At 52.2% G+C, this 23,116-nt stretch carries 18 protein-coding genes; 13 read left to right on the forward strand and 5 right to left on the reverse strand.

The genetic code is table 11. From position 1 onward, the window contains the following. Nucleotides 1-100: 100 nt before the first annotated feature. The 4 genes from lolA (at nucleotide 101) to C0557_RS08035 (ending at nucleotide 4,966) form a co-directional block, all read left to right on the forward strand. A complete protein-coding gene (gene lolA / locus C0557_RS08020; protein WP_208658085.1) occupies nucleotides 101-712 on the forward strand; it encodes an outer membrane lipoprotein chaperone LolA in 612 nt (203 codons plus the stop codon). A 9-nt stretch (nucleotides 713-721) separates the two neighbouring features. Beyond that, nucleotides 722-2,065, forward strand: a complete 1,344-nt coding sequence (gene rarA / locus C0557_RS08025; RefSeq protein ID WP_208658086.1) for a replication-associated recombination protein A — start codon at nucleotides 722-724, stop codon at nucleotides 2,063-2,065. Between the two features lie 95 nt (nucleotides 2,066-2,160). Continuing rightward, nucleotides 2,161-3,453 (forward strand): serine--tRNA ligase, encoded by a 1,293-nt coding sequence (serS, locus tag C0557_RS08030; protein WP_043954052.1) that lies wholly within the window; start codon nucleotides 2,161-2,163, stop codon nucleotides 3,451-3,453. 364 nt (nucleotides 3,454-3,817) lie between these two features. Then, nucleotides 3,818-4,966 carry an MFS transporter gene (locus C0557_RS08035; RefSeq protein WP_208658087.1) on the forward strand — a complete coding sequence of 383 codons (1,149 nt, stop codon included), beginning with the start codon at nucleotides 3,818-3,820 and terminating at the stop codon, nucleotides 4,964-4,966. Between the two features lie 76 nt (nucleotides 4,967-5,042). On the opposite strand, the gene pflA is transcribed toward C0557_RS08035, so the two are convergent. The 4 genes from pflA to ycaO form a co-directional block, all read right to left on the reverse strand. Next, a complete protein-coding gene (gene pflA, locus C0557_RS08040) occupies nucleotides 5,043-5,783 on the reverse strand; it encodes a pyruvate formate lyase 1-activating protein (protein WP_007374133.1) in 741 nt (246 codons plus the stop codon). Between the two features lie 192 nt (nucleotides 5,784-5,975). Then, on the reverse strand, nucleotides 5,976-8,258 hold the full coding sequence (gene pflB, locus C0557_RS08045) for a formate C-acetyltransferase (protein ID WP_208658088.1): 2,283 nt from the start codon (nucleotides 8,256-8,258) through the stop codon (nucleotides 5,976-5,978). Between the two features lie 51 nt (nucleotides 8,259-8,309). Next, entirely contained in the window at nucleotides 8,310-9,167 is an 858-nt protein-coding gene (gene focA, locus C0557_RS08050; RefSeq protein ID WP_208658089.1) for a formate transporter FocA, read from the reverse strand. A 405-nt stretch (nucleotides 9,168-9,572) separates the two neighbouring features. Next, nucleotides 9,573-11,333 carry a 30S ribosomal protein S12 methylthiotransferase accessory factor YcaO gene (ycaO, locus tag C0557_RS08055; RefSeq protein WP_064569041.1) on the reverse strand — a complete coding sequence of 587 codons (1,761 nt, stop codon included), beginning with the start codon at nucleotides 11,331-11,333 and terminating at the stop codon, nucleotides 9,573-9,575. Nucleotides 11,334-11,471: 138 nt separating this feature from the next. Between ycaO and C0557_RS08060 the strand changes: the two genes are divergently transcribed. The 6 genes from C0557_RS08060 (at nucleotide 11,472) to ihfB (ending at nucleotide 17,872) form a co-directional block, all read left to right on the forward strand. Continuing rightward, entirely contained in the window at nucleotides 11,472-12,164 is a 693-nt protein-coding gene (locus C0557_RS08060; protein ID WP_208658090.1) for a DUF421 domain-containing protein, read from the forward strand. Nucleotides 12,165-12,326: 162 nt separating this feature from the next. Beyond that, on the forward strand, nucleotides 12,327-13,415 hold the full coding sequence (serC, locus tag C0557_RS08065; RefSeq protein WP_208658091.1) for a 3-phosphoserine/phosphohydroxythreonine transaminase: 1,089 nt from the start codon (nucleotides 12,327-12,329) through the stop codon (nucleotides 13,413-13,415). A gap of 68 nt (nucleotides 13,416-13,483) precedes the next feature. After that, complete coding sequence (gene aroA, locus C0557_RS08070; protein WP_208658092.1) at nucleotides 13,484-14,767, forward strand: 3-phosphoshikimate 1-carboxyvinyltransferase; 1,284 nt, start codon at nucleotides 13,484-13,486, stop codon at nucleotides 14,765-14,767. 167 nt (nucleotides 14,768-14,934) lie between these two features. After that, a complete protein-coding gene (gene cmk / locus C0557_RS08075) occupies nucleotides 14,935-15,618 on the forward strand; it encodes a (d)CMP kinase (protein WP_074775612.1) in 684 nt (227 codons plus the stop codon). A 113-nt stretch (nucleotides 15,619-15,731) separates the two neighbouring features. Next, nucleotides 15,732-17,405, forward strand: a complete 1,674-nt coding sequence (rpsA, locus tag C0557_RS08080) for a 30S ribosomal protein S1 (protein WP_208658093.1) — start codon at nucleotides 15,732-15,734, stop codon at nucleotides 17,403-17,405. Nucleotides 17,406-17,587: 182 nt separating this feature from the next. Next, nucleotides 17,588-17,872, forward strand: coding sequence for an integration host factor subunit beta (ihfB, locus tag C0557_RS08085; RefSeq protein ID WP_007374142.1), 285 nt, complete (start codon nucleotides 17,588-17,590; stop codon nucleotides 17,870-17,872). A 3-nt stretch (nucleotides 17,873-17,875) separates the two neighbouring features. On the opposite strand, the gene C0557_RS08090 is transcribed toward ihfB, so the two are convergent. After that, nucleotides 17,876-18,187 (reverse strand): hypothetical protein, encoded by a 312-nt coding sequence (locus tag C0557_RS08090; RefSeq protein ID WP_208657065.1) that lies wholly within the window; start codon nucleotides 18,185-18,187, stop codon nucleotides 17,876-17,878. Between C0557_RS08090 and C0557_RS08095 the strand changes: the two genes are divergently transcribed. The 3 genes from C0557_RS08095 to lpxK are packed head-to-tail and all read left to right on the forward strand — an operon-like array spanning nucleotide 18,087 to nucleotide 23,107. Further along, a complete protein-coding gene (locus tag C0557_RS08095; RefSeq protein WP_208658094.1) occupies nucleotides 18,087-20,348 on the forward strand; it encodes a ComEC family protein in 2,262 nt (753 codons plus the stop codon). The two genes, C0557_RS08090 and C0557_RS08095, sit on opposite strands and share 101 nt — an antisense overlap. A gap of 36 nt (nucleotides 20,349-20,384) precedes the next feature. Further along, on the forward strand, nucleotides 20,385-22,133 hold the full coding sequence (gene msbA, locus C0557_RS08100) for a lipid A ABC transporter ATP-binding protein/permease MsbA (RefSeq protein WP_208658095.1): 1,749 nt from the start codon (nucleotides 20,385-20,387) through the stop codon (nucleotides 22,131-22,133). Further along, nucleotides 22,130-23,107, forward strand: a complete 978-nt coding sequence (gene lpxK / locus C0557_RS08105; RefSeq protein WP_208658096.1) for a tetraacyldisaccharide 4'-kinase — start codon at nucleotides 22,130-22,132, stop codon at nucleotides 23,105-23,107. The genes msbA and lpxK overlap by 4 nt, the downstream gene beginning before the upstream one ends. The last annotated feature ends 9 nt before the right edge of the window (nucleotides 23,108-23,116 follow it).

Genomic DNA, 23,116 nt, shown 5'->3' on the forward strand with positions numbered 1-23,116 from the left:
AGTAAAAATTCAGTCTTTTCTTCTGTCTCTCTTTGCATTCGGTGCTTAGAGTGACAGAAGTATTCTCCCGCGTCGGGAGTGACGTATTTGAGGAATAACGATGAAAAAAATCGCCGTGGCGTGTGCGTTAATGGGCAGTTTGCTGGCCAGTAACGTATGGGCGGATGCTTCCAGCGACCTGAAAAGCCGTCTTGATAAAGTCAGCAGTTTCCATGCCAGCTTCACTCAGAAAGTGACGGATGGTAGCGGAGCTGCGGTGCAGGAAGGTCAGGGGGATTTGTGGGTTAAGCGCCCGAATCTGTTCAACTGGCATATGACCCAGCCGGACGAAAGCGTGCTGGTTTCTGACGGGAAAACCCTGTGGTTCTACAACCCGTTTGTTGAACAGGCTACTGCGACCTGGCTGAAAGATGCCACCGGCAATACACCGTTTATGCTGATTGCCCGTAATCAGGCCAGCGACTGGCAGCAGTACAATATAGAGCAAAAGGGCGATGATTTTATTCTGACGCCAAAAGGTAACAACGGTAACCTGAAGCAATTCACTATCAATGTTGGTCGTGATGGCACTATTCATCAGTTCAGCGCAATTGAACAAGACGATCAGCGCAGCAGCTATCAACTGAAATCACAGCAAAATGGCGCGGTCGATCCCACAAAATTCACCTTTACCCCGCCGCAGGGCGTAACGGTTGACGATCAGCGTAAGTAAGAGGCGCGGATGAGCAATATGTCGCTCGATTTCTCCGACAATGCGTTTCAACCTCTGGCCGCCCGTATGCGGCCAGAAAATTTAGCGCAGTACATAGGCCAGCAGCACCTTCTGGCGTCGGGCAAACCTTTGCCGCGAGCCATTGAGGCAGGGCATCTGCACTCGATGATCCTCTGGGGGCCGCCGGGTACGGGGAAAACGACGCTGGCGGAAGTGATTGCCCGTTATGCGAATGCGGACGTTGAACGCATTTCTGCGGTAACGTCTGGCGTGAAAGAGATCCGGGAAGCCATTGAGCGCGCGCGGCAGAATCGCAATGCCGGGCGGCGTACCATTCTGTTTGTTGACGAAGTCCACCGCTTTAACAAAAGCCAGCAGGACGCGTTTCTGCCGCATATTGAAGACGGCACAATCACTTTTATCGGCGCAACAACCGAAAACCCCTCTTTTGAACTCAATTCAGCGTTGCTCTCCCGTGCGCGCGTTTATCTGCTGAAATCTCTCACGACGGAAGATATTGAGCAGGTATTGACGCAGGCGATGGAAGATAAAGCCCGTGGTTATGGCGGTCAGGATATCGTACTGCCGGATGAAACCCGACGGGTAATTGCTGAACTGGTTGCTGGCGACGCGCGACGCGCGCTCAACACGCTGGAGATGATGGCCGACATGGCGGAGCTGGATGATGCCGGCAAACGCGTATTGAAACCGACCTTGTTGACCGAGATTGCTGGCGAACGTAGCGCGCGCTTTGATAACAAAGGCGACCGTTTTTACGATTTAATCTCAGCATTGCATAAATCGGTACGCGGTAGCGCGCCGGATGCGGCACTTTACTGGTATGCGCGTATTATCACTGCCGGAGGCGATCCGTTGTACGTGGCGCGTCGCTGTCTGGCGATTGCTTCAGAAGATGTCGGCAATGCCGATCCGCGCGCCATGCAGGTGGCCATTTCCGCCTGGGATTGTTTTACACGCGTTGGCCCGGCGGAAGGCGAGCGTGCAATCGCACAGGCAATTGTCTACCTGGCCTGTGCGCCGAAGAGTAACGCGGTGTATACGGCGTTTAAAGCGGCACTTGCAGACGCACGCGATCGTCCGGATTTCGATGTGCCTGTGCACCTGCGTAATGCACCAACGAAATTGATGAAAGAGATGGGGTACGGCCAGGAGTATCGTTATGCACACGACGAACCCAATGCCTACGCCGCTGGCGAGGAATATTTCCCGCAGGAATTAGCACAAACGCGCTATTATCACCCCACCAACAGAGGTCTTGAGGGCAAGATTGGCGAAAAGCTCGCCTGGCTAGCCGAACAGGATCATAAAAGCCCTATAAAACGCTATCGCTAGTGCGGGCGTTGCGGTAAGGTTACCGCTGTACATTATATCGATCGCAGGCAGCGATCGACTTCTTCTTTTTACAATACAACAAGCACAGGAAAAGCATGCTCGATCCCAATCTGCTGCGTACCGAGCCAGACGCAGTCGCTGAAAAACTGGCACGCCGGGGCTTTAAGCTGGATGTAGATAAATTACGCGCGCTCGAAGAGCGTCGTAAAGTTTTGCAGGTTAATACTGAGAACCTGCAAGCAGAGCGTAACTCACGATCGAAATCCATTGGCCAGGCGAAAGCACGCGGGGAAGACATCGAGCCATTACGCCTGGAAGTGAACAAACTGGGTGAAGAACTTGACGCAGCGAAAGCCGAGCTGGAAACCCTGCTGGCTGAGATCCGCGAAATTGCGCTGACTATCCCGAACCTGCCTGACGACTGTGTCCCGACAGGGCGCGATGAGAACGATAACGTCGAAATCAGTCGCTGGGGTACACCGCGTCAATTTGATTTTGAAATCCGCGATCATGTTACGCTGGGTGAAATGCACAGCGGGCTGGATTTTGCTGCCGCAGTAAAACTGACCGGCTCCCGTTTCGTGGTGATGAAAGGGCAAATCGCCCGTATGCATCGCGCGCTGGCCCAGTTCATGCTGGATCTGCACACCGAGCAACATGGCTACGCGGAAAACTACGTACCGTATCTGGTCAACCATGACACGCTATATGGCACCGGTCAGTTGCCGAAATTTGCTGGCGATCTGTTCCACACGCGTCCGCTGGAAGAAGAATCTGACAGCAGCAACTATGCGTTGATCCCGACGGCTGAAGTGCCGCTGACCAACCTGGTACGTGATGAGATCATCGACGAAGACGATCTGCCGATCAAAATGACCGCTCACACGCCGTGCTTCCGTTCCGAAGCGGGGTCTTATGGTCGTGATACCCGTGGCCTGATTCGTATGCACCAGTTCGACAAAGTTGAAATGGTGCAGATTGTTCGTCCGGAAGAGTCAATGGAAGCGCTGGAAGAGATGACCGGTCATGCCGAGAAAGTCTTGCAGCTGCTCGGTCTGCCGTACCGCAAAATTCTGCTCTGCACCGGTGATATGGGCTTTGGCGCATGCAAAACCTACGATCTGGAAGTATGGGTTCCGGCGCAGAATACTTACCGTGAAATCTCTTCCTGCTCTAACGTTTGGGATTTCCAGGCGCGTCGCATGCAGGCACGCTGCCGCAGCAAGTCCGATAAGAAAACCCGTCTGGTGCATACGCTGAACGGTTCTGGTCTGGCTGTTGGCCGTACGCTGGTTGCCGTGCTGGAAAACTACCAGCAGGCCGATGGTCGTATCGAAGTTCCTGAAGTACTGCGTCCGTATATGAACGGTCTTGAGTTCATCGGTTAATCGCTTCTTTAGTGTTTCCTGAAAAGCGCCTGTTGGCGCTTTTTTTATGCCCTGTTGCTGAGTAATCCTCCATTAACCCATTTTTCTATGATTTATGCAGACCTGTTAATTACTTCCATTCCGGTCGGGTGAAGTATTGTTTTCTACCATGAAATTTTTCTACTGATCTCTTTACTGCTTTTGTGGCTTAGTACAATAAAAACAACCAGATGAATATTACCTGAAGTACGTCGAATCGATGCGGGATAAGTTTTTCAAATCGACAACGCACAATTCATGCCAGCTCGCTAAATCTGTGGATTGACTTTGCTTTTGCCAGTGGCATGATGCGCAAGCAATCTGAACTTCCTCACGGTTTGAATCCATGTCCACCTATACCCGGCCGGTGCTGTTATTGCTCTGCGGCCTGATGCTTTTGACGCTGGCGATCGCGACGCTGAATACGCTCGTGCCGCTCTGGCTCGCCCATGAAAACTTACCCACCTGGCAGGTCGGTATGGTGGGTTCGTCTTATTTTACCGGTAATTTACTCGGCACCTTATTGACCGGGCGTCTTATCCGCCGTCTGGGTTTTAATCGTAGCTATTACATTGCTTCGCTGATTTTTGCTGCCGGCTGCGTTGGGCTGGGGCTGATGGTGGGCTTCTGGAGCTGGATGATTTGGCGTTTCATCGCCGGTGTGGGCTGCGCAATGATTTGGGTGGTGGTGGAAAGCGCGCTAATGTGCAGTGGCACTTCCCGTAACCGTGGCCGCCTGCTGGCGGCTTATATGATGGTTTATTATGTAGGCACCGTGCTGGGACAGGTGATTGTCAGCAAATTGCCGACGGATCTGATGAGCGTGCTGCCTTTGATGACAGGGCTGGTACTGGCAGCGATCCTGCCGCTGCTGTTTACCCGTATTGTTAATCAACAGAGCGAGGAGCAAGCCGCGACCTCAGTATGGCCGATGCTGCGCCTTCGCCAGGCGCGCCTGGGGGTAAATGGTTGCATTATCTCCGGGATTATTCTCGGCTCGTTGTATGGCCTGATGCCGCTCTATCTTTCACATCAGGGGATCAGTGATTCCGGTATCGGTTTCTGGATGGCGCTGATGGTGAGCTCAGGCATTATCGGGCAGTGGCCTGTTGGTCGTCTGGCCGATCGCTTTGGCCGACTGCTTGTACTGCGTGTGCAGGTGTTTATCGTAATCATCGGTTGTATGGGAATGCTGAGTAATGCGGCGATGGCCCCGGCGCTGTTTGTGTTGGGAACTGCTGGTTTTACTCTTTATCCGGTGGCAATGGCCTGGGCGTGTGAGAAAGTGGAACATCACCAGTTGGTGGCCATGAATCAGGCTCTGCTGTTGAGCTACACCATTGGTAGTCTGCTTGGCCCGACGTTGACGGCGATGCTGATGCAAAGCTATTCAGACAGTCTACTGTTTATCATGATTGCGGGTGTATCGTTTATCTATCTGGTGATGCTGATGCGTAAAGCAGGGCATCATCCCACTCCGGTTGCGCACGCCTGAGTAACATCGGCGGAGAAACAACCCGGCGTAAAAAAAGCCACAACGGTGTGTTGTGGCTTTTTGCTTTTACTGCGGCTCAGTACATCACTTTATGGCCGTACTGCTCCAGAATGCCTTTGACACGTTCCATGGTCTCTTTTTTCGGTGGATGGACGCCATCAAGCTTGTACTCTTCGCCCATGGCGACCCATTTGTGTTTACCCAACTCATGGTAAGGCAACAGTTCTATTTTCTCGACATTGCCCATATCACGGGTAAATTCACCGAGGCGGTGTGCGGAGTCGTCATCATCTGACCAGCCGGGAACGACTACGTAGCGGATCCAGACCTTAATGTTTTTCTTCGCCAGGTACTGGGCAAACTCCAGCGTACGGTGATTAGAGACGCCAACCAGATTCTGGTGAATTTCATCGTTCATCTGTTTCAGATCGAGCATGACCAGGTCGGTAACTTCCAGAAGCTCATCAATCACCGGATCGTAGCGGCGCACAAAGCCGTTAGTATCGAGGCAGGTATGAATTCCTTCTTTCTTACAAGCGCGGAACCAGTCGCGGACAAACTCCGCTTGCAGGATAGCCTCTCCGCCGGATGCGGTTACGCCGCCGCCGGATGCGTTCATAAAGTGGCGATAGGTCACTACGTCGCTCATCAGATCTTCAACCGTGATCTCTTTACCACCGTGCGTGTCCCAGGTATCGCGGTTATGACAATAGAGGCAGCGCATCAGGCAGCCCTGGAAGAAAGTAATGAAGCGGATGCCCGGGCCGTCGACCGTGCCACAGGATTCGAAAGAGTGGATGCGACCAATAACTGACATTGCGGTGTTTTCTCCAGATGCGGCCCATCCGGGCCTGTGTCTGCGCAATTTATTTCCCTTTGCGCTAAGTCTGTTTTGTCAGATATCCAGCAAGTATAGACGTCTGACAAAGCGGGCTCAGGTATTAAAAAGGCCCCACTTATGTGGAGCCTTTATTGTACGCTTTTTACTTCGCGATTTCAGTCAATACCATTACATGGTTTGAGTGAAGGTACGAGTAATAACGTCCTGCTGCTGTTCTTTAGTCAGGGAGTTGAAGCGTACTGCGTAACCTGAAACACGGATGGTCAGCTGCGGATATTTTTCCGGGTTTTCCATCGCGTCGAGCAGCATTTCACGGTTCATCACGTTCACGTTCAGGTGCTGACCACCTTCGATGGACGCTTCGTGATGGAAGTAACCGTCCATCAGACCCGCGAGGTTGGTTTTACGCACTTCGTCGTCTTTACCCAGCGCATTCGGAACGATAGAGAAGGTGTAAGAAATACCATCTTTAGCGTAAGCGAACGGCAGTTTAGCAACGGAGGTCAGAGAGGCAACAGCACCTTTCTGGTCACGGCCGTGCATCGGGTTAGCACCCGGTCCGAACGGAGCGCCAGCGCGACGGCCATCCGGGGTGTTACCGGTTTTCTTACCATACACAACGTTAGAGGTGATGGTCAGAACAGACTGAGTCGGGATAGCGTTGCGGTAAGTAGTCAGTTTCTGAATTTTCTTCATGAAACGTTCTACCAGGTCAACTGCCAAATCATCGACACGAGCATCGTTGTTACCAAATTGCGGGTATTCGCCTTCGATTTCGAAGTCGATTGCCAGACCGTCTTCGTCACGAATCGGTTTAACTTTCGCATATTTGATAGCAGACAGGGAGTCAGCAGCAACGGACAGACCGGCGATACCGCATGCCATGGTGCGAATTACGTCACGATCGTGCAGCGCCATCAGAGAGGCTTCGTAGCTGTACTTGTCGTGCATGTAGTGGATAACGTTCAGTGCGGTGACATACTGTTTAGCCAGCCAGTCCATGAAGTGATCCATGCGATCCATGACTTCGTCGAATTTCAACAAGTCGCCTTTGATAGGCTCAGATTTCGGACCAACCTGTATTTTCAGTTTTTCATCAACGCCGCCGTTGATTGCGTACAGCATGGTTTTCGCGAGGTTAGCGCGAGCACCGAAGAACTGCATTTGTTTACCCACAACCATTGGGCTTACGCAGCAAGCAATCGCATAGTCGTCGTTGTTGAAGTCAGGACGCATCAGGTCATCGTTCTCGTACTGCAGAGAAGAGGTGTCGATGGAGACTTTCGCAGCGAATTTTTTGAAGTTCAGCGGCAGTTTTTCAGACCACAGAACGGTGATGTTCGGTTCCGGAGACGGGCCCATGGTGTACAGGGTGTTCAGGAAACGGAAGCTGTTTTTGGTAACCAGAGTACGGCCGTCAACGCCCATACCACCGATAGATTCAGTTGCCCAAATCGGGTCACCGGAGAACAGTTCGTCATACTCAGGGGTACGCAGGAAGCGAACCATACGCAGTTTCATGACCAGGTGGTCAATCATTTCCTGAGCGTCTTTTTCAGTGATTTTACCTGCTTTCAGGTCACGTTCGATGTAAGCATCCAGGAAGGTGGATACGCGACCGAAGGACATTGCAGCGCCATTCTGAGATTTAACCGCAGCCAGGTAACCGAAGTAGGTCCACTGGATTGCTTCCTGAGCGTTCGTTGCCGGACCGGAGATATCGCAGCCGTATTTAGCCGCCATCTCTTTGATCTGACCCAGTGCGCGGTGCTGTTCAGCAATTTCTTCACGCAGACGGATAGTCGCTTCCAGATTTACGCCGTTTTCCAGATCGGATTGCAGAGACAGGAACTGAGCGTATTTGTCTTTCATCAGGAAGTCGATACCGTACAGCGCAACGCGACGGTAGTCACCGATGATACGGCCACGGCCGTAAGCGTCCGGCAGACCAGTCAGAACACCGGATTTACGGCAGTTCAGAATGTCTTTGGTATAAACATCGAATACACCCTGGTTATGGGTTTTACGGTATTCGGTGAAGATTTTTTTCAGCATCGGGTCCAGTTCGCGATTGTACGCTTTGCAGGAACCTTCAACCATTTTGATGCCGCCAAACGGGATGATAGCGCGTTTCAGCGGAGCTTCAGTTTGCAGACCAACGATTTTCTCAAGCGCTTTGTTGATGTAGCCAGCGTCGTGAGAAGTAATGGTGGAAGCAACAGAGGTGTCAAAATCAACTGGCGCGTGAGTGCGGTTTTCCAGTTTAACCCCTTCCATGACTTTGTCCCACAGGGCGGTGGTCGCGTCAGTAGCGCCAGCCAGGAAGGACTCGTCGCCTTCATATGGGGTGTAGTTTTTCTGGATAAAGTCACGTACGTTGACTTCTTTCTGCCAGTCACCTTTCGCAAAACCTTCCCAGGCTGTGGCTAATTTTTCATTAAGCTCGGACATGTAACACCTACCTTCTTAAGTGGATTTTTTATTTACTGCCTGAAACAACCATTAATGATGATCGTTGCCACGCAGGTAAATGACCCAGTATGTCAACCCGACTAATAACCCACCACCTATGATATTCCCGATTGTTACCGGAATAAGGTTATCGATGATGAAATTCGTAATAGTCAGATGAGAAAAACTTTCCGGGCTGGAACCAACTGCGGTCCAGAACTCCGGGCTAGCAAAGTTACGGATTACGATACCCATCGGAATCATAAACATGTTTGCGATACTGTGCTCAAAACCGCTGGCGACAAACATCGCTACCGGCAGCACCATAATCATCGCTTTATCCATCAGGCTGCGACCGGAATAACTCATCCACACGGCCATACAAACCATCAGGTTGGCCAGAATACCCAGCGCAACAGCTTCGATGAAAGTGTGATGCACTTTATGGTCTGCGGTCTGCAGGACGTTTAAGCCCCAGCCACCGTTGGCGACCATATATTCGCCAGACAACCACATTAGCAAGACAAACAGCAGCGCACCTATCAGATTACCGAAGTAGACGTTGATCCAGTTACGGGCCAGTTGCCCCCAAGTGATACGCCCACTGGCTTTCGCCACGACAATCAACACGGTCGAGGTAAAAAGATCCGCACCGCAGATAATGCAGAGGATCAACCCCAGGGAGAAGCAGATACCCCCAATCAGTTTAGCAATACCGTAGGGCATTGCCGCTGTGCCGGTGGTGGCGGTGATATAGAAAACAAAAGCAATAGAGATGAACACACCTGCGGTGATAGCCAGGTAGAAAGTCTTCAGCGGATGTTTAGTCGCTTTATAGACGCCAGCTTCTTCGGCAACTTTGGCCATTTCGGCTGGAAGGATAAGATCAAAAGGGTTGTCAGCTTTCACACTAACTCTCTCTTTATTAAGTCGGCGACGAGATACTAACAAAGCATTATAGAAGAGAATTTGATATGGATCATATCTCGCCTGGCTTATAGGACCGCAAAGAGCGTGGTTTTTTTACGAATGCGGAGTAACTTGTTGATTATCTGAATAAAAATAAATTTTAAAAGTTATAAAATGTGTTGATTATTTTTATGAAGCCTCCGAAAAATCGTTAATTAAAATGGGGTAGTTGCCATAAGAAGTAACAATATTAGTCCGCAAGTAATAATACCATTTACCCGTATTTAACTTAATTATTACAACTTACTGACATTGCAAAAATATAAATAAAAAGGGGCAATAAAATTGCCCCGTAATATAGCGTAGACCTGCTATGAAGCCTACATATTGTCGTGCTACTTGTCGTTATTTCGCCCAGAATGCCGTTTTGGCGCGTTGTAACTTTTCGTAAGCCGCTAACAGGGACTGATGCGCCGGGAATGCCTGCAGGGTACCGTCTGCCGGTTGCAGGTCATAGAACGGCGCTTCACCACTCAACGCGGCGCTGGCTGCTTCAACTGCCTGTGCGCCGTACATGCGTACGAATGCATTCAGATATTGCAGCGGCTCGCGATCCTCTTCCTGCGCCAGCAGCAGTAGCGTTTGCAGGCAGCGGTAGTAGTTGGCGCGTTCCGCGCTGAAGATGGATGCGTTGAATTCCATGGTCCATTCGGTCCAGGCCAGCGCCTGATCCAGATCGCCGCCAGCCAGCGCCAGCATCGCTTTTAACTCGCCAATGCGCAGGGTGTACCAGCCATTGTCTTTACCGGTTGCCAGACCCAGCAGTTCACGAACGCGGGTAAAATCGTCGTGACCTTCGTCGTCCAGTTGGGCGATAAGGTTGAGGTACTCCTCTTTCTCCCACTCGCTGCCCGGTAGTGACAGAATAGTTTCGCGCAGATGGCTGCCCATGGTGTTATTCGCCAGCCACAGATCTTCTGCCGGATAAATATCGGACATGCCCGGCACCAGAATACGGCAGGCGTACACGCCAAGGTGCTCGTAATCGGCGATATAAACTTCTTTATCTTCTGCATTAAAGATAGCCATCAGCGTGGCGAACTCTTCTTCGGTGGTCCCTGCGAAGCTCCAGTCAACGAACGGATAATCCGCATCCTGCTTAAACAGATCCCAGGAGATCAAACCGCTGGAATCGATAAAGTGAGTTTCGAGGTTAGCGTGTTCAGCCACTTCTTCGTCATCAAAGGTCGGCGGGGTAAAGACATCGAGATCTTTCAGACCGCGCCCCTGCAACAGCTCGGTGACTGTACGTTCCAGCGCAACGCCAAAATCCGGATGCGCGCCAAAGGAGGCAAAGCAGGTGCCATTCGCCGGATTAAACAGCACGACGCAGATCACCGGATATTTACCGCCCAGCGAACCGTCGTAGGCAAAAATCGGGAACCCTTCGGCTTCCAGTTTGGCAATGGCTTCCACCACGCCAGGATAGCGGGCCAGTACTTCCTGCGGGATTTCCGGCAGGCTGATACTCTCCGCGATAATACGGTTTTTGATATGGCGTTCGAACACCTCAGACAGACCCTGTACGCGGGCTTCGTTGCGGGTGTTACCGGCAGACATACCGTTGGAAACATACAGGTTGCCGACGATGTTCATCGGAATATAGACCGTCTGCTCATCAGACTGGCGGGTAAACGGCAGGGCGCAGATACCACGCTCATCATTCCCGGATTGCAGATCGACCAGCATCCCGGCGGCCAGCTCGTTCTGTGGATCGTAGAATGCGCGCAGACGAGCATCGAGGATCCCTTCGGGCAGCGAGTCATCTTCCGGCAGCGGGAACCACTTTTCGTTCGGGTAGTGAACGAACGGGCCTTGCGCGATAGCATCGCCCAGCCAGAAGTCAGCGAAGAAGTAGTTGGTGGAAAGACGCTCGAAGTACTCGCCCAGCGCAGAGGCAAGCGCAGCCTTTTTCGTTGCGCCTTTACCGTTAGTGAAGCACAGCGCGCACTCTTTATCGCGAATATGCACGGACCAGACGTTCGGTACCGGATTCAGCCATGAGGCTTCTTCAATGTGAAAACCGAGGTCGGTGAGCTTTTGCTGGAAGCGGGCGATGGAGTCTTCCAGTGCGGCGTCTTTGCCGGGAATAAATGTTTGAGTCATGGCGGTCACTTTTTTCGTACGTAAAGCGCGCAATGATACGGGTTTTGCGTGACTGGCGCTATCTTCCGCTTCTGCCCGGCGAAAATAAAACAGCGGTCTATGCTTAGGGAGAGTAACCGACTGTTCATGGATGGAAAAATGAAAGCGTTCGACCTTCATCGCATGGCACTGGATAAAGTTCCCTTTGAGTTTTTGTGGGAAGTGGCCCTGCGCAGCCTTTATACCTTCGTTTTAGTCTTTTTATTTCTCAAAATCACTGGCCGACGCGGCGTACGGCAAATGTCGCTGTTCGAAGTCCTCATTATTCTGACGCTAGGCTCGGCAGCGGGAGATGTGGCCTTTTATGACGACGTTCCAATGCTGCCCGTGCTGGTGGTTTTTATTACGCTGGCGGTGCTTTACCGTCTGGTGATGTGGCTGATGTCGCACAGTGAAAAGCTGGAGGATCTGCTGGAAGGCAAGCCGGTTGTAATTGTTGAGAACGGTGAGCTGGCATGGGAGAAATTGCATGAAGAGAACATGACTGAATTTGAGTTCTTTATGGAGCTGCGCGGCAACGGCATTGAACATCTGGGGCAAATTCGGCTGGCGATTATGGAGACCAACGGGCAAATCAGCGTCTATTACTTCCCCGACAACGAGGTTAAACCAGGGCTCTGTATTCTGCCGGAAGGATGCAGCGAGAGATATACCTCGGTACCTGAATCGGGCGATTACGTTTGCGTACGTTGCAGTAAAATTGTCGCTTTGCAGGCAGGCGAAAAGCGATCCTGTCCACGCTGTGCAAATCCGGAATGGTCGAAGGCCAGCAGGGCAATTCGGGTGACATAACAGGTTTTTTATCGGGCCCGGCTCGGCTGTGCAAAACATTCTGCTATGTGACTGAGCGCACATTTCCCCCCACGCGGCTATTACCCATTGCGGCGCGTGACGCGCAATGATAAAACCGATGTCACAGGAATAACTTATTGCTTTTTAGCGTGGTGAGGGGAAATGACTCAGGTCTTCAATTTTAGTTCTGGCCCGGCAGTATTACCGGCGGATGTGCTCAAACAGGCGCAACAGGAATTGTGCGACTGGCAAGGTCTTGGCACTTCGGTGATGGAAATTAGCCATCGTAGTAAAGAGTTTATCCATGTGGCTGAAGAGGCGGAGAAGGACTTTCGCGATCTGCTGAACATCCCCTCCAACTATAAGATTCTGTTCTGTCACGGCGGCGGTCGCGGTCAGTTTGCTGGCATCCCGCTCAATTTGCTGGGTGATAAAACAACCGCTGATTATGTTGATGCCGGTTACTGGGCGGCAAGTGCGGTCAAAGAAGCGAAAAAATACTGCGTTCCACACGTTATTGACGCGAAAATCACTGTTGATGGCCTGCGTGCTGTTAAGCCGATGAGCGAATGGCAACTCAGCAATAATGCGGCTTACCTCCACTACTGCCCGAACGAAACGATTGATGGCATCGCGATCGATGAAACGCCCGCGTTCGCCAATGATGTGGTAGTAACGGCTGATTTCTCTTCAACCATCCTGTCGCGCGAAATTGATGTCAGCCGTTTTGGTGTGATTTATGCGGGCGCACAGAAAAATATCGGTCCGGCTGGTTTAACGCTGGTGATTGTACGTGAAGATCTGCTGGGCAAAGCTCATGCAGCCTGTCCGTCTATCCTCGACTACAGCGTGCTGAATGAAAACGACTCTATGTTCAACACGCCGCCGACTTTTGCCTGGTATCTCTCAGGTTTGGTGTTTAAGTGGCTGAAAAAACAGGGCGGCGTCGCCGCAATGGAGAAAGTCAACCAGCAAAAAAGCGAACTGTTGTATGGCGTAATCGATCGCAGCGACTTTTATCGCAATGATGTGGCGAAGTCTAACCGTTCGCGCATGAACATTCCGTTCCAGTTGGCGGACGGCGCGCTGGACAAACTCTTCCTTGAAGAGTCTTTCGCTGCGGGTCTGCACGCCCTGAAAGGCCACCGCGTCGTTGGCGGTATGCGCGCTTCAATTTATAACGCGATGCCGTTGGCTGGTGTACAGGCGCTGACCGACTTTATGGTTGATTTCGAACGTCGCCACGGTTAATTGCTGTAGTCTGCATTCCCCGCAGTTGGACTGCGGGGTTTTATTTTGTCTGTAGAGAGTAAAGTTTCATGGAATCCCTGACGTTACAACCCATCGCGCGGGTAGATGGCACCATCAATCTGCCTGGTTCGAAAAGTGTCTCAAACCGCGCTTTGTTGCTTGCCGCATTTGCCCGTGGCACTACCGTTCTGACCAATTTGCTGGACAGTGACGATGTGCGCCACATGTTGAATGCCCTCAGCGCGCTGGGAGTTCATTATACCTTGTCTGCCGACCGCACCCGTTGTGAAGTGGCCGGCGTGGGTGGTCCGCTGCACTCTGCGGAAAAACTGGAGCTGTTTCTTGGCAATGCCGGAACGGCAATGCGCCCTCTGGCTGCAGCGCTTTGTCTTGGCGCAAACGATCTGGTGCTGACCGGTGAACCGCGCATGAAAGAGCGCCCGATTGGGCATCTGGTTGACGCGCTGCGTCAGGGTGGCGCGCAAATCGATTACCTCGAGCAGGAAAATTACCCTCCTCTGCGCCTGCGCGGCGGTTTTACCGGCGGTGACGTGAGCGTGGACGGCAGCGTTTCCAGCCAGTTCCTGACAGCGTTGCTGATGGCTGCGCCGCTGGCGCCGCAGGATACCGTTATCACTATCAAAGGCGACCTGGTCTCTAAACCTTACATCGACATCACGTTGCATCTGATGAAAACCTTTGGCGTGGTAGTGGAAAACCAGCACTATCAGCGTTTCGTGGTGCGCGGCGGTCAGCAATATCAGTCTCCTGGCCAGTATCTGGTGGAGGGAGATGCTTCCTCGGCTTCTTACTTCCTGGCCGCAGGGGCGATCAAAGGCGGCACGGTAAAAGTGACCGGGATTGGACGCAACAGCGTGCAGGGCGATATCCGTTTTGCCGACGTACTGGAAAAAATGGGCGCGACAGTGGTCTGGGGTGATGACTATATTGCCTGTACGCGCGGCGAACTGAACGCTATCGATATGGACATGAATCATATCCCGGATGCCGCAATGACTATCGCGACGGCTGCGCTGTTTGCCAAAGGCACCACTACGCTGCGTAATATCTATAACTGGCGAGTGAAGGAAACAGATCGTCTGTTTGCGATGGCGACAGAGTTGCGCAAAGTGGGCGCAACGGTGGAAGAGGGCGAGGATTATATCCGCATTACTCCGCCGGAAAAATTGCAGTTTGCGGAAATTGGTACGTATAACGATCACCGTATGGCGATGTGCTTCTCGCTGGTGGCGCTGTCAGATACGCCAGTTACCATTCTGGATCCGAAATGCACGGCGAAAACTTTCCCCGACTATTTTGAACAGTTAGCTCGCATCAGTACGCTCGCGTAACCTTCTTTGCTCCGGGCTGGTGTAAATCAGCCCGGCCTGCCGCACATTTCTTCTACACTCAGCTTCAGACCCTTCTGTTATTCGCACGCAGTAGTAACGATTGTGTGCATTGCCGCGTATAATGCGCGGCGTTTACGTAACGATATGCCTTGATTAAGGAGAAAAAGATGACTGCAATTGCCCCGGTAATCACCATTGATGGGCCAAGCGGTGCGGGAAAAGGCACGCTTTGCAAGGCAATGGCGGAAGCGTTGCAATGGCATCTGTTGGATTCAGGCGCAATTTATCGTGTGCTGGCGCTCGCTGCACTGCATCATCACGTTGATGTCACCTCGGAAGAGGTGCTGGTTCCGCTGGCTGCGCATCTGGATGTGCGATTTGTCTCAATCGACGGAAATCTGGAAGTGATCCTCGAAGGTGAGGATGTGAGCAGTGAAATTCGTACCCAGGAAGTAGCGAATGCAGCATCGCAGGTGGCTGCGTTTCCGCGCGTGCGTGAAGCATTATTACGCCGCCAGCGCGCGTTTCGCGAAGCTCCGGGTCTTATCGCCGATGGACGTGATATGGGAACGGTCGTTTTCCCCGACGCGCCGGTGAAAATTTTCCTTGACGCTTCTTCTGAAGAACGTGCGAATCGTCGCATGCTCCAGTTGCAGGAGAAAGGCTTTAGTGTTAACTTTGAACGCCTTTTGGCCGAGATCAAGGAACGTGACGATCGCGATCGTAATCGTCCTGTAGCGCCGCTGGTTCCCGCTGCTGATGCTTTAGTTCTGGATTCAACCCGTTTAAGCATTGAGCAAGTGATTGAGAAAGCGCTACAATATGCACGCCAAAAATTGGCTCTCGCGTAAGCGACCGAATTCGTAGTACCTGCTGCAATGGAATGTGAGCAGGCATGTTAAACAACCCCATCCGGCATGAAGCCAGGTGGACGTTAAATTGAAGAATCCTGAAGATTATCAATATGACTGAATCTTTTGCTCAACTCTTTGAAGAGTCCCTGAAAGAAATCGAAACCCGCCCGGGTTCTATCGTTCGCGGTGTTGTTGTTGCTATTGACAAAGACGTAGTACTGGTTGACGCCGGTCTGAAATCTGAGTCCGCCATTCCGGCTGAGCAGTTCAAAAACGCCCAGGGCGAACTGGAAATCCAGGTTGGTGACAAAGTTGACGTTGCTCTGGATGCAGTTGAAGACGGCTTCGGTGAAACCCTGCTGTCTCGTGATAAAGCTAAACGTCACGAAGCCTGGATTAAGCTGGAAAAAGCTTACGAAGACGCTGAAACTGTTACCGGTATTATCAACGGCAAAGTCAAGGGCGGCTTCACTGTTGAGCTGGACGGTATTCGTGCGTTCCTGCCGGGTTCTCTGGTAGACGTTCGTCCGGTCCGTGACACTCTGCACCTGGAAGGCAAAGAGCTTGAATTCAAAGTAATCAAGCTTGACCAGAAGCGTAACAACGTTGTTGTTTCCCGTCGTGCGGTTATCGAATCCGAAAACAGCGCAGAACGCGATCAGCTGCTGGAAAACCTGCAGGAAGGCATGGAAGTTAAAGGTATCGTTAAGAACCTCACTGACTACGGTGCATTCGTTGATCTGGGCGGCGTTGACGGCCTGCTGCACATCACCGACATGGCATGGAAACGCGTTAAGCATCCGAGCGAAATCGTAAACGTTGGCGACGAAATCACTGTTAAGGTGCTGAAATTCGACCGCGAACGTACTCGTGTGTCCCTGGGCCTGAAACAGCTGGGCGAAGATCCGTGGGTAGCTATCGCTAAACGTTACCCGGAAGGCACCAAGCTGACTGGCCGTGTGACCAATCTGACCGACTACGGCTGCTTCGTTGAAATCGAAGAAGGCGTTGAAGGCCTGGTTCACGTTTCCGAAATGGATTGGACCAACAAAAACATCCACCCGTCCAAAGTTGTTAACGTTGGCGACGTAGTGGAAGTTATGGTTCTGGATATCGACGAAGAACGTCGTCGTATCTCCCTGGGCCTGAAACAGTGCAAATCCAACCCGTGGCAGCAGTTTGCTGAAACCCACAACAAGGGCGATCGCGTTGAAGGTAAAATCAAGTCTATCACTGACTTCGGTATCTTCATCGGCCTGGACGGCGGCATCGACGGCCTGGTTCACCTGTCTGACATCTCCTGGAACGTTGCAGGCGAAGAAGCAGTTCGTGAATACAAAAAAGGCGACGAAATCGCAGCTGTTGTTCTGCAGGTTGACGCAGAGCGTGAGCGTATCTCTCTGGGCGTTAAACAGCTCGCAGAAGATCCGTTCAACAACTACGTTGCAATGAACAAGAAAGGCGCAATCGTAAACGGTAAAGTCACTGCAGTTGATGCTAAAGGCGCAACCGTAGAACTGGCTGACGGCGTTGAAGGTTACCTGCGCGCTTCTGAAGCTTCTCGCGATCGTGTAGAAGATGCAACTCTGGTTCTGAATGTTGGTGATGACGTTGAAGCTAAATTCACCGGCGTTGACCGTAAGAACCGTGTAGTTAGCCTGTCTGTACGTGCGAAAGACGAAGCTGACGAGAAAGATGCTATCGCTTCTGTTAACAATAAACAGGAAGAAGGCAACTTCTCTAACGCTATGGCTGAAGCTTTCAAAGCAGCTAAAGGCGAGTAAGATCAAGTACCCGGAGTTATTTGTGCGGTAACTGGACGAAAGTCACACAGTTGCCGTGCGAACGACGATGAGTTACTTGACAGATTACAGGATTCGTCCTGTAATCAATGACAAAGGGCGGCTACGGCCGCCCTTGTTAAAGCTATTAAGCGAATATTGCGTTGAAGGAAACCGGAGGAATCATGACCAAGTCAGAATTGATAGAAAGACTTGCAAGCCAGCAATCGCATATCCCGGCTAAAGCCGTGGAAGATGCTGTAAAAGAAATGCTGGAGCATATGGCCTCTACTCTTGCCCAGGGTGAGCGCATTGAGATCCGCGGTTTCGGCAGTTTTTCCCTGCACTATCGTGCACCTCGCACCGGGCGTAACCCCAAAACAGGCGATAAAGTGGATCTGGAAGGAAAATACGTTCCACACTTTAAGCCGGGTAAAGAATTACGCGACCGCGCCAACATTTATGAGTAATTCTTAGCGAAAAGCAAAGAATTGCATGCGAGAAGGCACCTGAAAGGGTGCCTTTTTCATTTTCTGCTTTTCTTTTCCTGAAGCAGTCTCGCACATTTTTGCTGGTGTGATGTAACGCGATAAAAAACCAACAATTCGCGCCGCAAATCTGAAAACACACGAAAGAAAATAAAGCCAGAGCTCCGCATACTTCTGCTTCAACAAGGAGGTATGCATGGCGTTATCGACATTAGCCGCATGCATTATATTGGGCATTTTACCGCTGTTGTGGTTGCCTGCATTACCCGATATCCGCAGTATTTGGTGCGTCATCATGAGTGGGTGCCTGCTGGCATGCGTACGGTCACGGCTTTTACGCTATGGGGGCATCGCGTTACTTATTTTTGCCTGGGGCGTTTTGAACGCAATGCAGGCACTTTGGCCAACGGTGAGCCTTCCGGGAGCAAACCGTCAGGTTGAAGTCATTATTACCGAAACAGACAATATGACCCGCCATCAGGCGAAGATAGTGAGTCTTAATGGTAAACGCCTGTTCCCGGCCGCTGGCGTAACGCTCTATGGTCAATATTTACCTTTCCCGGTCTGTACGGGGCAGCGATGGGCGATGACCGTTCGTGTACGTGCGATGCATGGCCAACTCAACGACGGAGGATTTGATTCTCAGCGCTATGCACTGGCGAGCCACCTTCCTCTTAGTGGTCGCTTTAGCGATGCGCGTTTAATCGAGCCAACTTGTAGCTGGCGTGCGGATTATCTTCAGTCGTTGGCGCACACGCTTTCCCCTTATTCCTGGCGCCCGGTGATTCTGGCGCTGGGAATGGGGGAGCGTTCAGCACTCGAAAGCCCGGTAAAAGAGATTATGCGTCAGACAGGAACCGCCCACTTAATGGCTATATCTGGCCTGCATATCGCTCTTGCCGCGATGCTTGGCGGCGTTGTCACCCGCGGTATTCAGTTTTACTTCCCCGCTAACCGGATTAACTGGGCCTTGCCGCTGCTTGCCGGAGTGTTGTGTGCCATCGGGTATGCATGTCTCACAGGTTTACAACCACCCGCATTGCGTACGGCCATTTCGCTTAGCGTCTGGGCTACGCTACGTCTTTCAGGTCGATTATGGTCGCCCTGGCAAGTCTGGCTCTGTTGTGTCGCCGCGATACTGTTTATCGATCCGCTCTCCGTATTGTCATTCAGCTTGTGGTTATCGGCCTTCGCGGTGGCAGCATTGCTGTTCTGGTATCAGTGGTTACCGATGCCAGCACAGCAACGCTGGCTTATACATAGCAGTATGAGCCTGGTCCATTTGCAGATTGGGATGACGTTATTACTGATCCCATTACAATTATCTACGTTCCATGGAATCAGCCTGAGCTCACTGGTCGCCAACCTGGTGGCGATCCCGCTGGTAACATTTGTCACCGTCCCCCTGATTTTAACGGGAATGCTGCTGCACTTGACCGGGCCCCCGTTAATTGAGGAAGCCTGCTGGTACCTTGCGGACCAAACGCTCGCTCTATTGTTTGCTTTTCTGCGATGGCTGCCAGCGGGATGGGTCAATATTGATGCACGTTGGCAGGTAGCAGCCTGGGCGCCATGGTTGATGCTGATCTGTTGGCGCTTGTCTCTGTGGCGTCGTATTCCTGCGCTGTGTCTGACTGGCCTGACGATGTTGTTATTACCGCTATGGCGTGCTGACCGGCCAGGAGAGTGGTCAGTACATATGCTGGATGTTGGGCAAGGGCTGGCAATGGTGATTGAACGCAATGGTAAAGCGATTCTCTATGACACCGGCGTTGCGTGGCCTGGTGGTGACAGTGGGCAGCAACTGATTATTCCGTGGCTGCGCTGGCATGCTCTACAGCCCGAGGGCATCATTCTGAGCCATGAACATCTGGATCATCGCGGTGGTCTGGCGTCGTTACTGAAAGTTTGGCCAGAACTGTGGGTTCGCAGCCCATTAGGTTGGGCTGGCCATGCACCCTGTTTTCGTGGGGAGACATGGCAGTGGCAGGGGCTGACATTCAGCGCGCACTGGCCGCTACCGAAAGCGCAGACGCAGGGGAACAATCTCTCATGTGTCGTGAAGGTGGAGGATGGGAAACACAGTATCCTGCTAACCGGTGACATCGAAACGCAGGGAGAGATGGCAATGCTCAGCCGCTACTGGCAGCACCTGCAATCTACACTTGTGCAGGTACCTCATCATGGAAGTAACACCTCGTCGTCTCTGCCTTTCTTACAGCGGGTAGAAGGTAAGGCGGCATTGGCGTCAGCATCGCGGTATAACGCCTGGCGCTTCCCTTCGCTAAAGGTCGTAAAACGTTACCGGGAGCAGGGATATCGCTGGTATGACACTCCGCACCAGGGGCAGATAACCATCTCATTTTCTCCCCAGGGCTGGGAAATCCATAGCTTACGGGATCAACTTTTACCGCGTTGGTATCATCAGTGGTTTGGCGTCCCAAACGATAACGGGTAGAATATGCGGCTATTTCAACAAGTGTTGGTTTTCTGAATGCAGAACGATAAAGATCTCTCCACATGGCAGACATTCCGCCGACTATGGCCAACTATTGCGCCTTTCAAAACGGGTCTGATCGTGTCGGGGATTGCGTTAATCCTCAACGCAGCCAGCGATACATTCATGTTATCGCTGCTTAAACCGTTACTGGATGATGGTTTTGGTAAAACGGACCGTTCGGTGCTGCTGTGGATGCCGCTGGTGGTTATCGGGCTGATGATCCTCCGCGGTATCACCAGTTATATCTCCAGTTACTGCATTTCCTGGGTCTCGGGGAAAGTGGTGATGACCATGCGTCGTCGCCTGTTTAGCCACATGATGGGTATGCCGGTATCATTTTTTGATAAGCAATCGACTGGTACTCTGCTGTCACGTATTACCTACGATTCGGAACAAGTGGCTTCGTCTTCATCCAGCGCATTGATCACCGTGGTGCGTGAAGGCGCATCGATCATCGGCCTGTTCGTGATGATGTTCTGGTATAGCTGGCAACTGTCGCTGATCCTGATTGTGCTGGCGCCTATTGTTTCGGTTGCTATTCGCCTGGTATCTAAGCGTTTCCGTAATATCAGCAAAAACATGCAGAACACGATGGGGCAGGTGACCACCAGCGCGGAACAGATGCTAAAAGGGCATAAAGAGGTGCTGATGTTTGGCGGTCAGGAAGTAGAAACCCACCGCTTTGACAAAGTCAGTAACAAGATGCGTTTGCAGGGGATGAAAATGGTCTCTGCCTCCTCTATTTCTGATCCTTTGATCCAGTTGATTGCATCGCTGGCGCTGGCATTTGTACTGTATGCCGCCAGCTTCCCAAGTGTCATGCAGACGCTGTCGGCTGGTACGATTACCGTCGTCTTTTCTTCTATGATCGCCCTGATGCGTCCGTTGAAATCGTTGACTAACGTCAATGCCCAGTTCCAGCGCGGTATGGCGGCTTGCCAGACGCTGTTTGCTATCCTCGATAGCGAGCAGGAAAAAGACGAAGGAACGCGTGTTATCGAACGCGCTCGCGGCGATATTGAATTCCGCAACGTGACGTTTACTTATCCTGGTCGTGATACGCCAGCGCTGCGCAATATCAACCTGACGATCCCGGCGGGTAAGACTGTTGCACTGGTGGGGCGCTCCGGTTCAGGTAAATCGACATTGGCCAGCCTGATCACGCGTTTCTACGATATTGACGAAGGGCAGATCCTGATGGATGGCCACGATCTGCGCGAATACAAGCTCACATCGCTGCGTGATCAAGTCGCGCTGGTCTCCCAGAACGTGCATCTCTTTAATGATACCGTTGCCAACAACATTGCCTACGCCCGTACCGAGGTGTACAGCCGTGAGGAGATTGAGAAAGCAGCGAAGATGGCCTATGCCTTTGATTTCATCAATAAAATGGATGAAGGTCTGGATACAATAATTGGTGAGAATGGGGTACTGCTTTCCGGCGGTCAGCGTCAGCGTATCGCGATTGCCCGCGCGCTGCTGCGTGACAGCCCGATCCTGATCCTTGATGAGGCTACGTCAGCACTGGATACCGAATCTGAACGCGCGATTCAGGCTGCGCTAAATGAGTTGCAGAAAAACCGTACCTCTCTGGTTATCGCCCACCGCCTGTCTACCATTGAACAGGCCGATGAAATTGTCGTGGTGGAAGATGGCTGTATCGTTGAGCGCGGCAGTCATGCCGAGCTGTTGGAGCACCGTGGCGTTTACGCTCAGCTTCATAAAATGCAGTTTGGCGCATGATTGCACGTATCTGGTCCGGTGAATCCCCGCTGTGGCTACTGTTATTGCCGCTCTCCTGGCTTTACGGCCTGGTGAGTGGCGCAATCCGTCTGGCTTATCGTCTGGGGCTAAAAAAAGCCTGGCGCGCCCCGGTTCCGGTGGTGGTGGTCGGTAACCTGACGGCCGGCGGTAACGGTAAAACACCGGTGGTTGTCTGGCTGGTTGAACAGCTTCAGCAGCGTGGTATCCGCGTGGGGGTAGTTTCGCGAGGTTATGGTGGGAAAGCAGAACGTTACCCGCTATTACTGACGTCTGATACCACCACGGAAGAGGCGGGCGACGAACCTGTGCTGATTTACCAGCGCACCGGCGCGCCGGTTGCTGTTTCTCCCAACCGCCGTGAGGCGGTGGAAGCCATTCTGGCACAACATTCCGTGCAGATAATCGTCACTGATGATGGCCTGCAACACTATCGCCTGGCGCGAGACAAAGAGATTGTGGTCATTGATGGCGTCAGACGTTTTGGCAATGGCTGGTGGCTTCCTGCGGGTCCGATGCGTGAACGCGCTTCACGTCTGAAGACGGTTGATGCGGTGATCGCCAACGGCGGCGTGGCAAGAGCGGGTGAGATCCCGATGCGCCTGATTCCGGGGCTGGCCGTTAATTTGCGCACCGGTGAACGGCGCGAAGTACGCGATCTGGCACCTTGCGTGGCGATGGCCGGTATTGGCCATCCCCCGCGTTTTTTCGCTACGCTCAGTGAGTGCGGCGTGACGCCGGAACAGACTTTTGCGCTCGCCGATCATCAGGCATTAACCCGGGCGGATGTTCAGGCGATGGTCAAATCGGGACAGGCGTTGGTGATGACCGAAAAAGATGCGGTGAAATGTCGGCCCTTCGCTGAAGATAACTGGTGGTATTTGCCTGTGGACGCGCAACTGGAAGGCGAACAGGCGAACAAGCTGCTGCAGGAATTGCTTACTCTGGCGCGCTGACGATTGCTG

Origin of the sequence: Kosakonia sp. MUSA4 (assembly GCF_013085925.1) — a bacterium.
GTDB classification, from domain to species: Bacteria; Pseudomonadota; Gammaproteobacteria; order Enterobacterales; family Enterobacteriaceae; genus Kosakonia; species Kosakonia sacchari_B.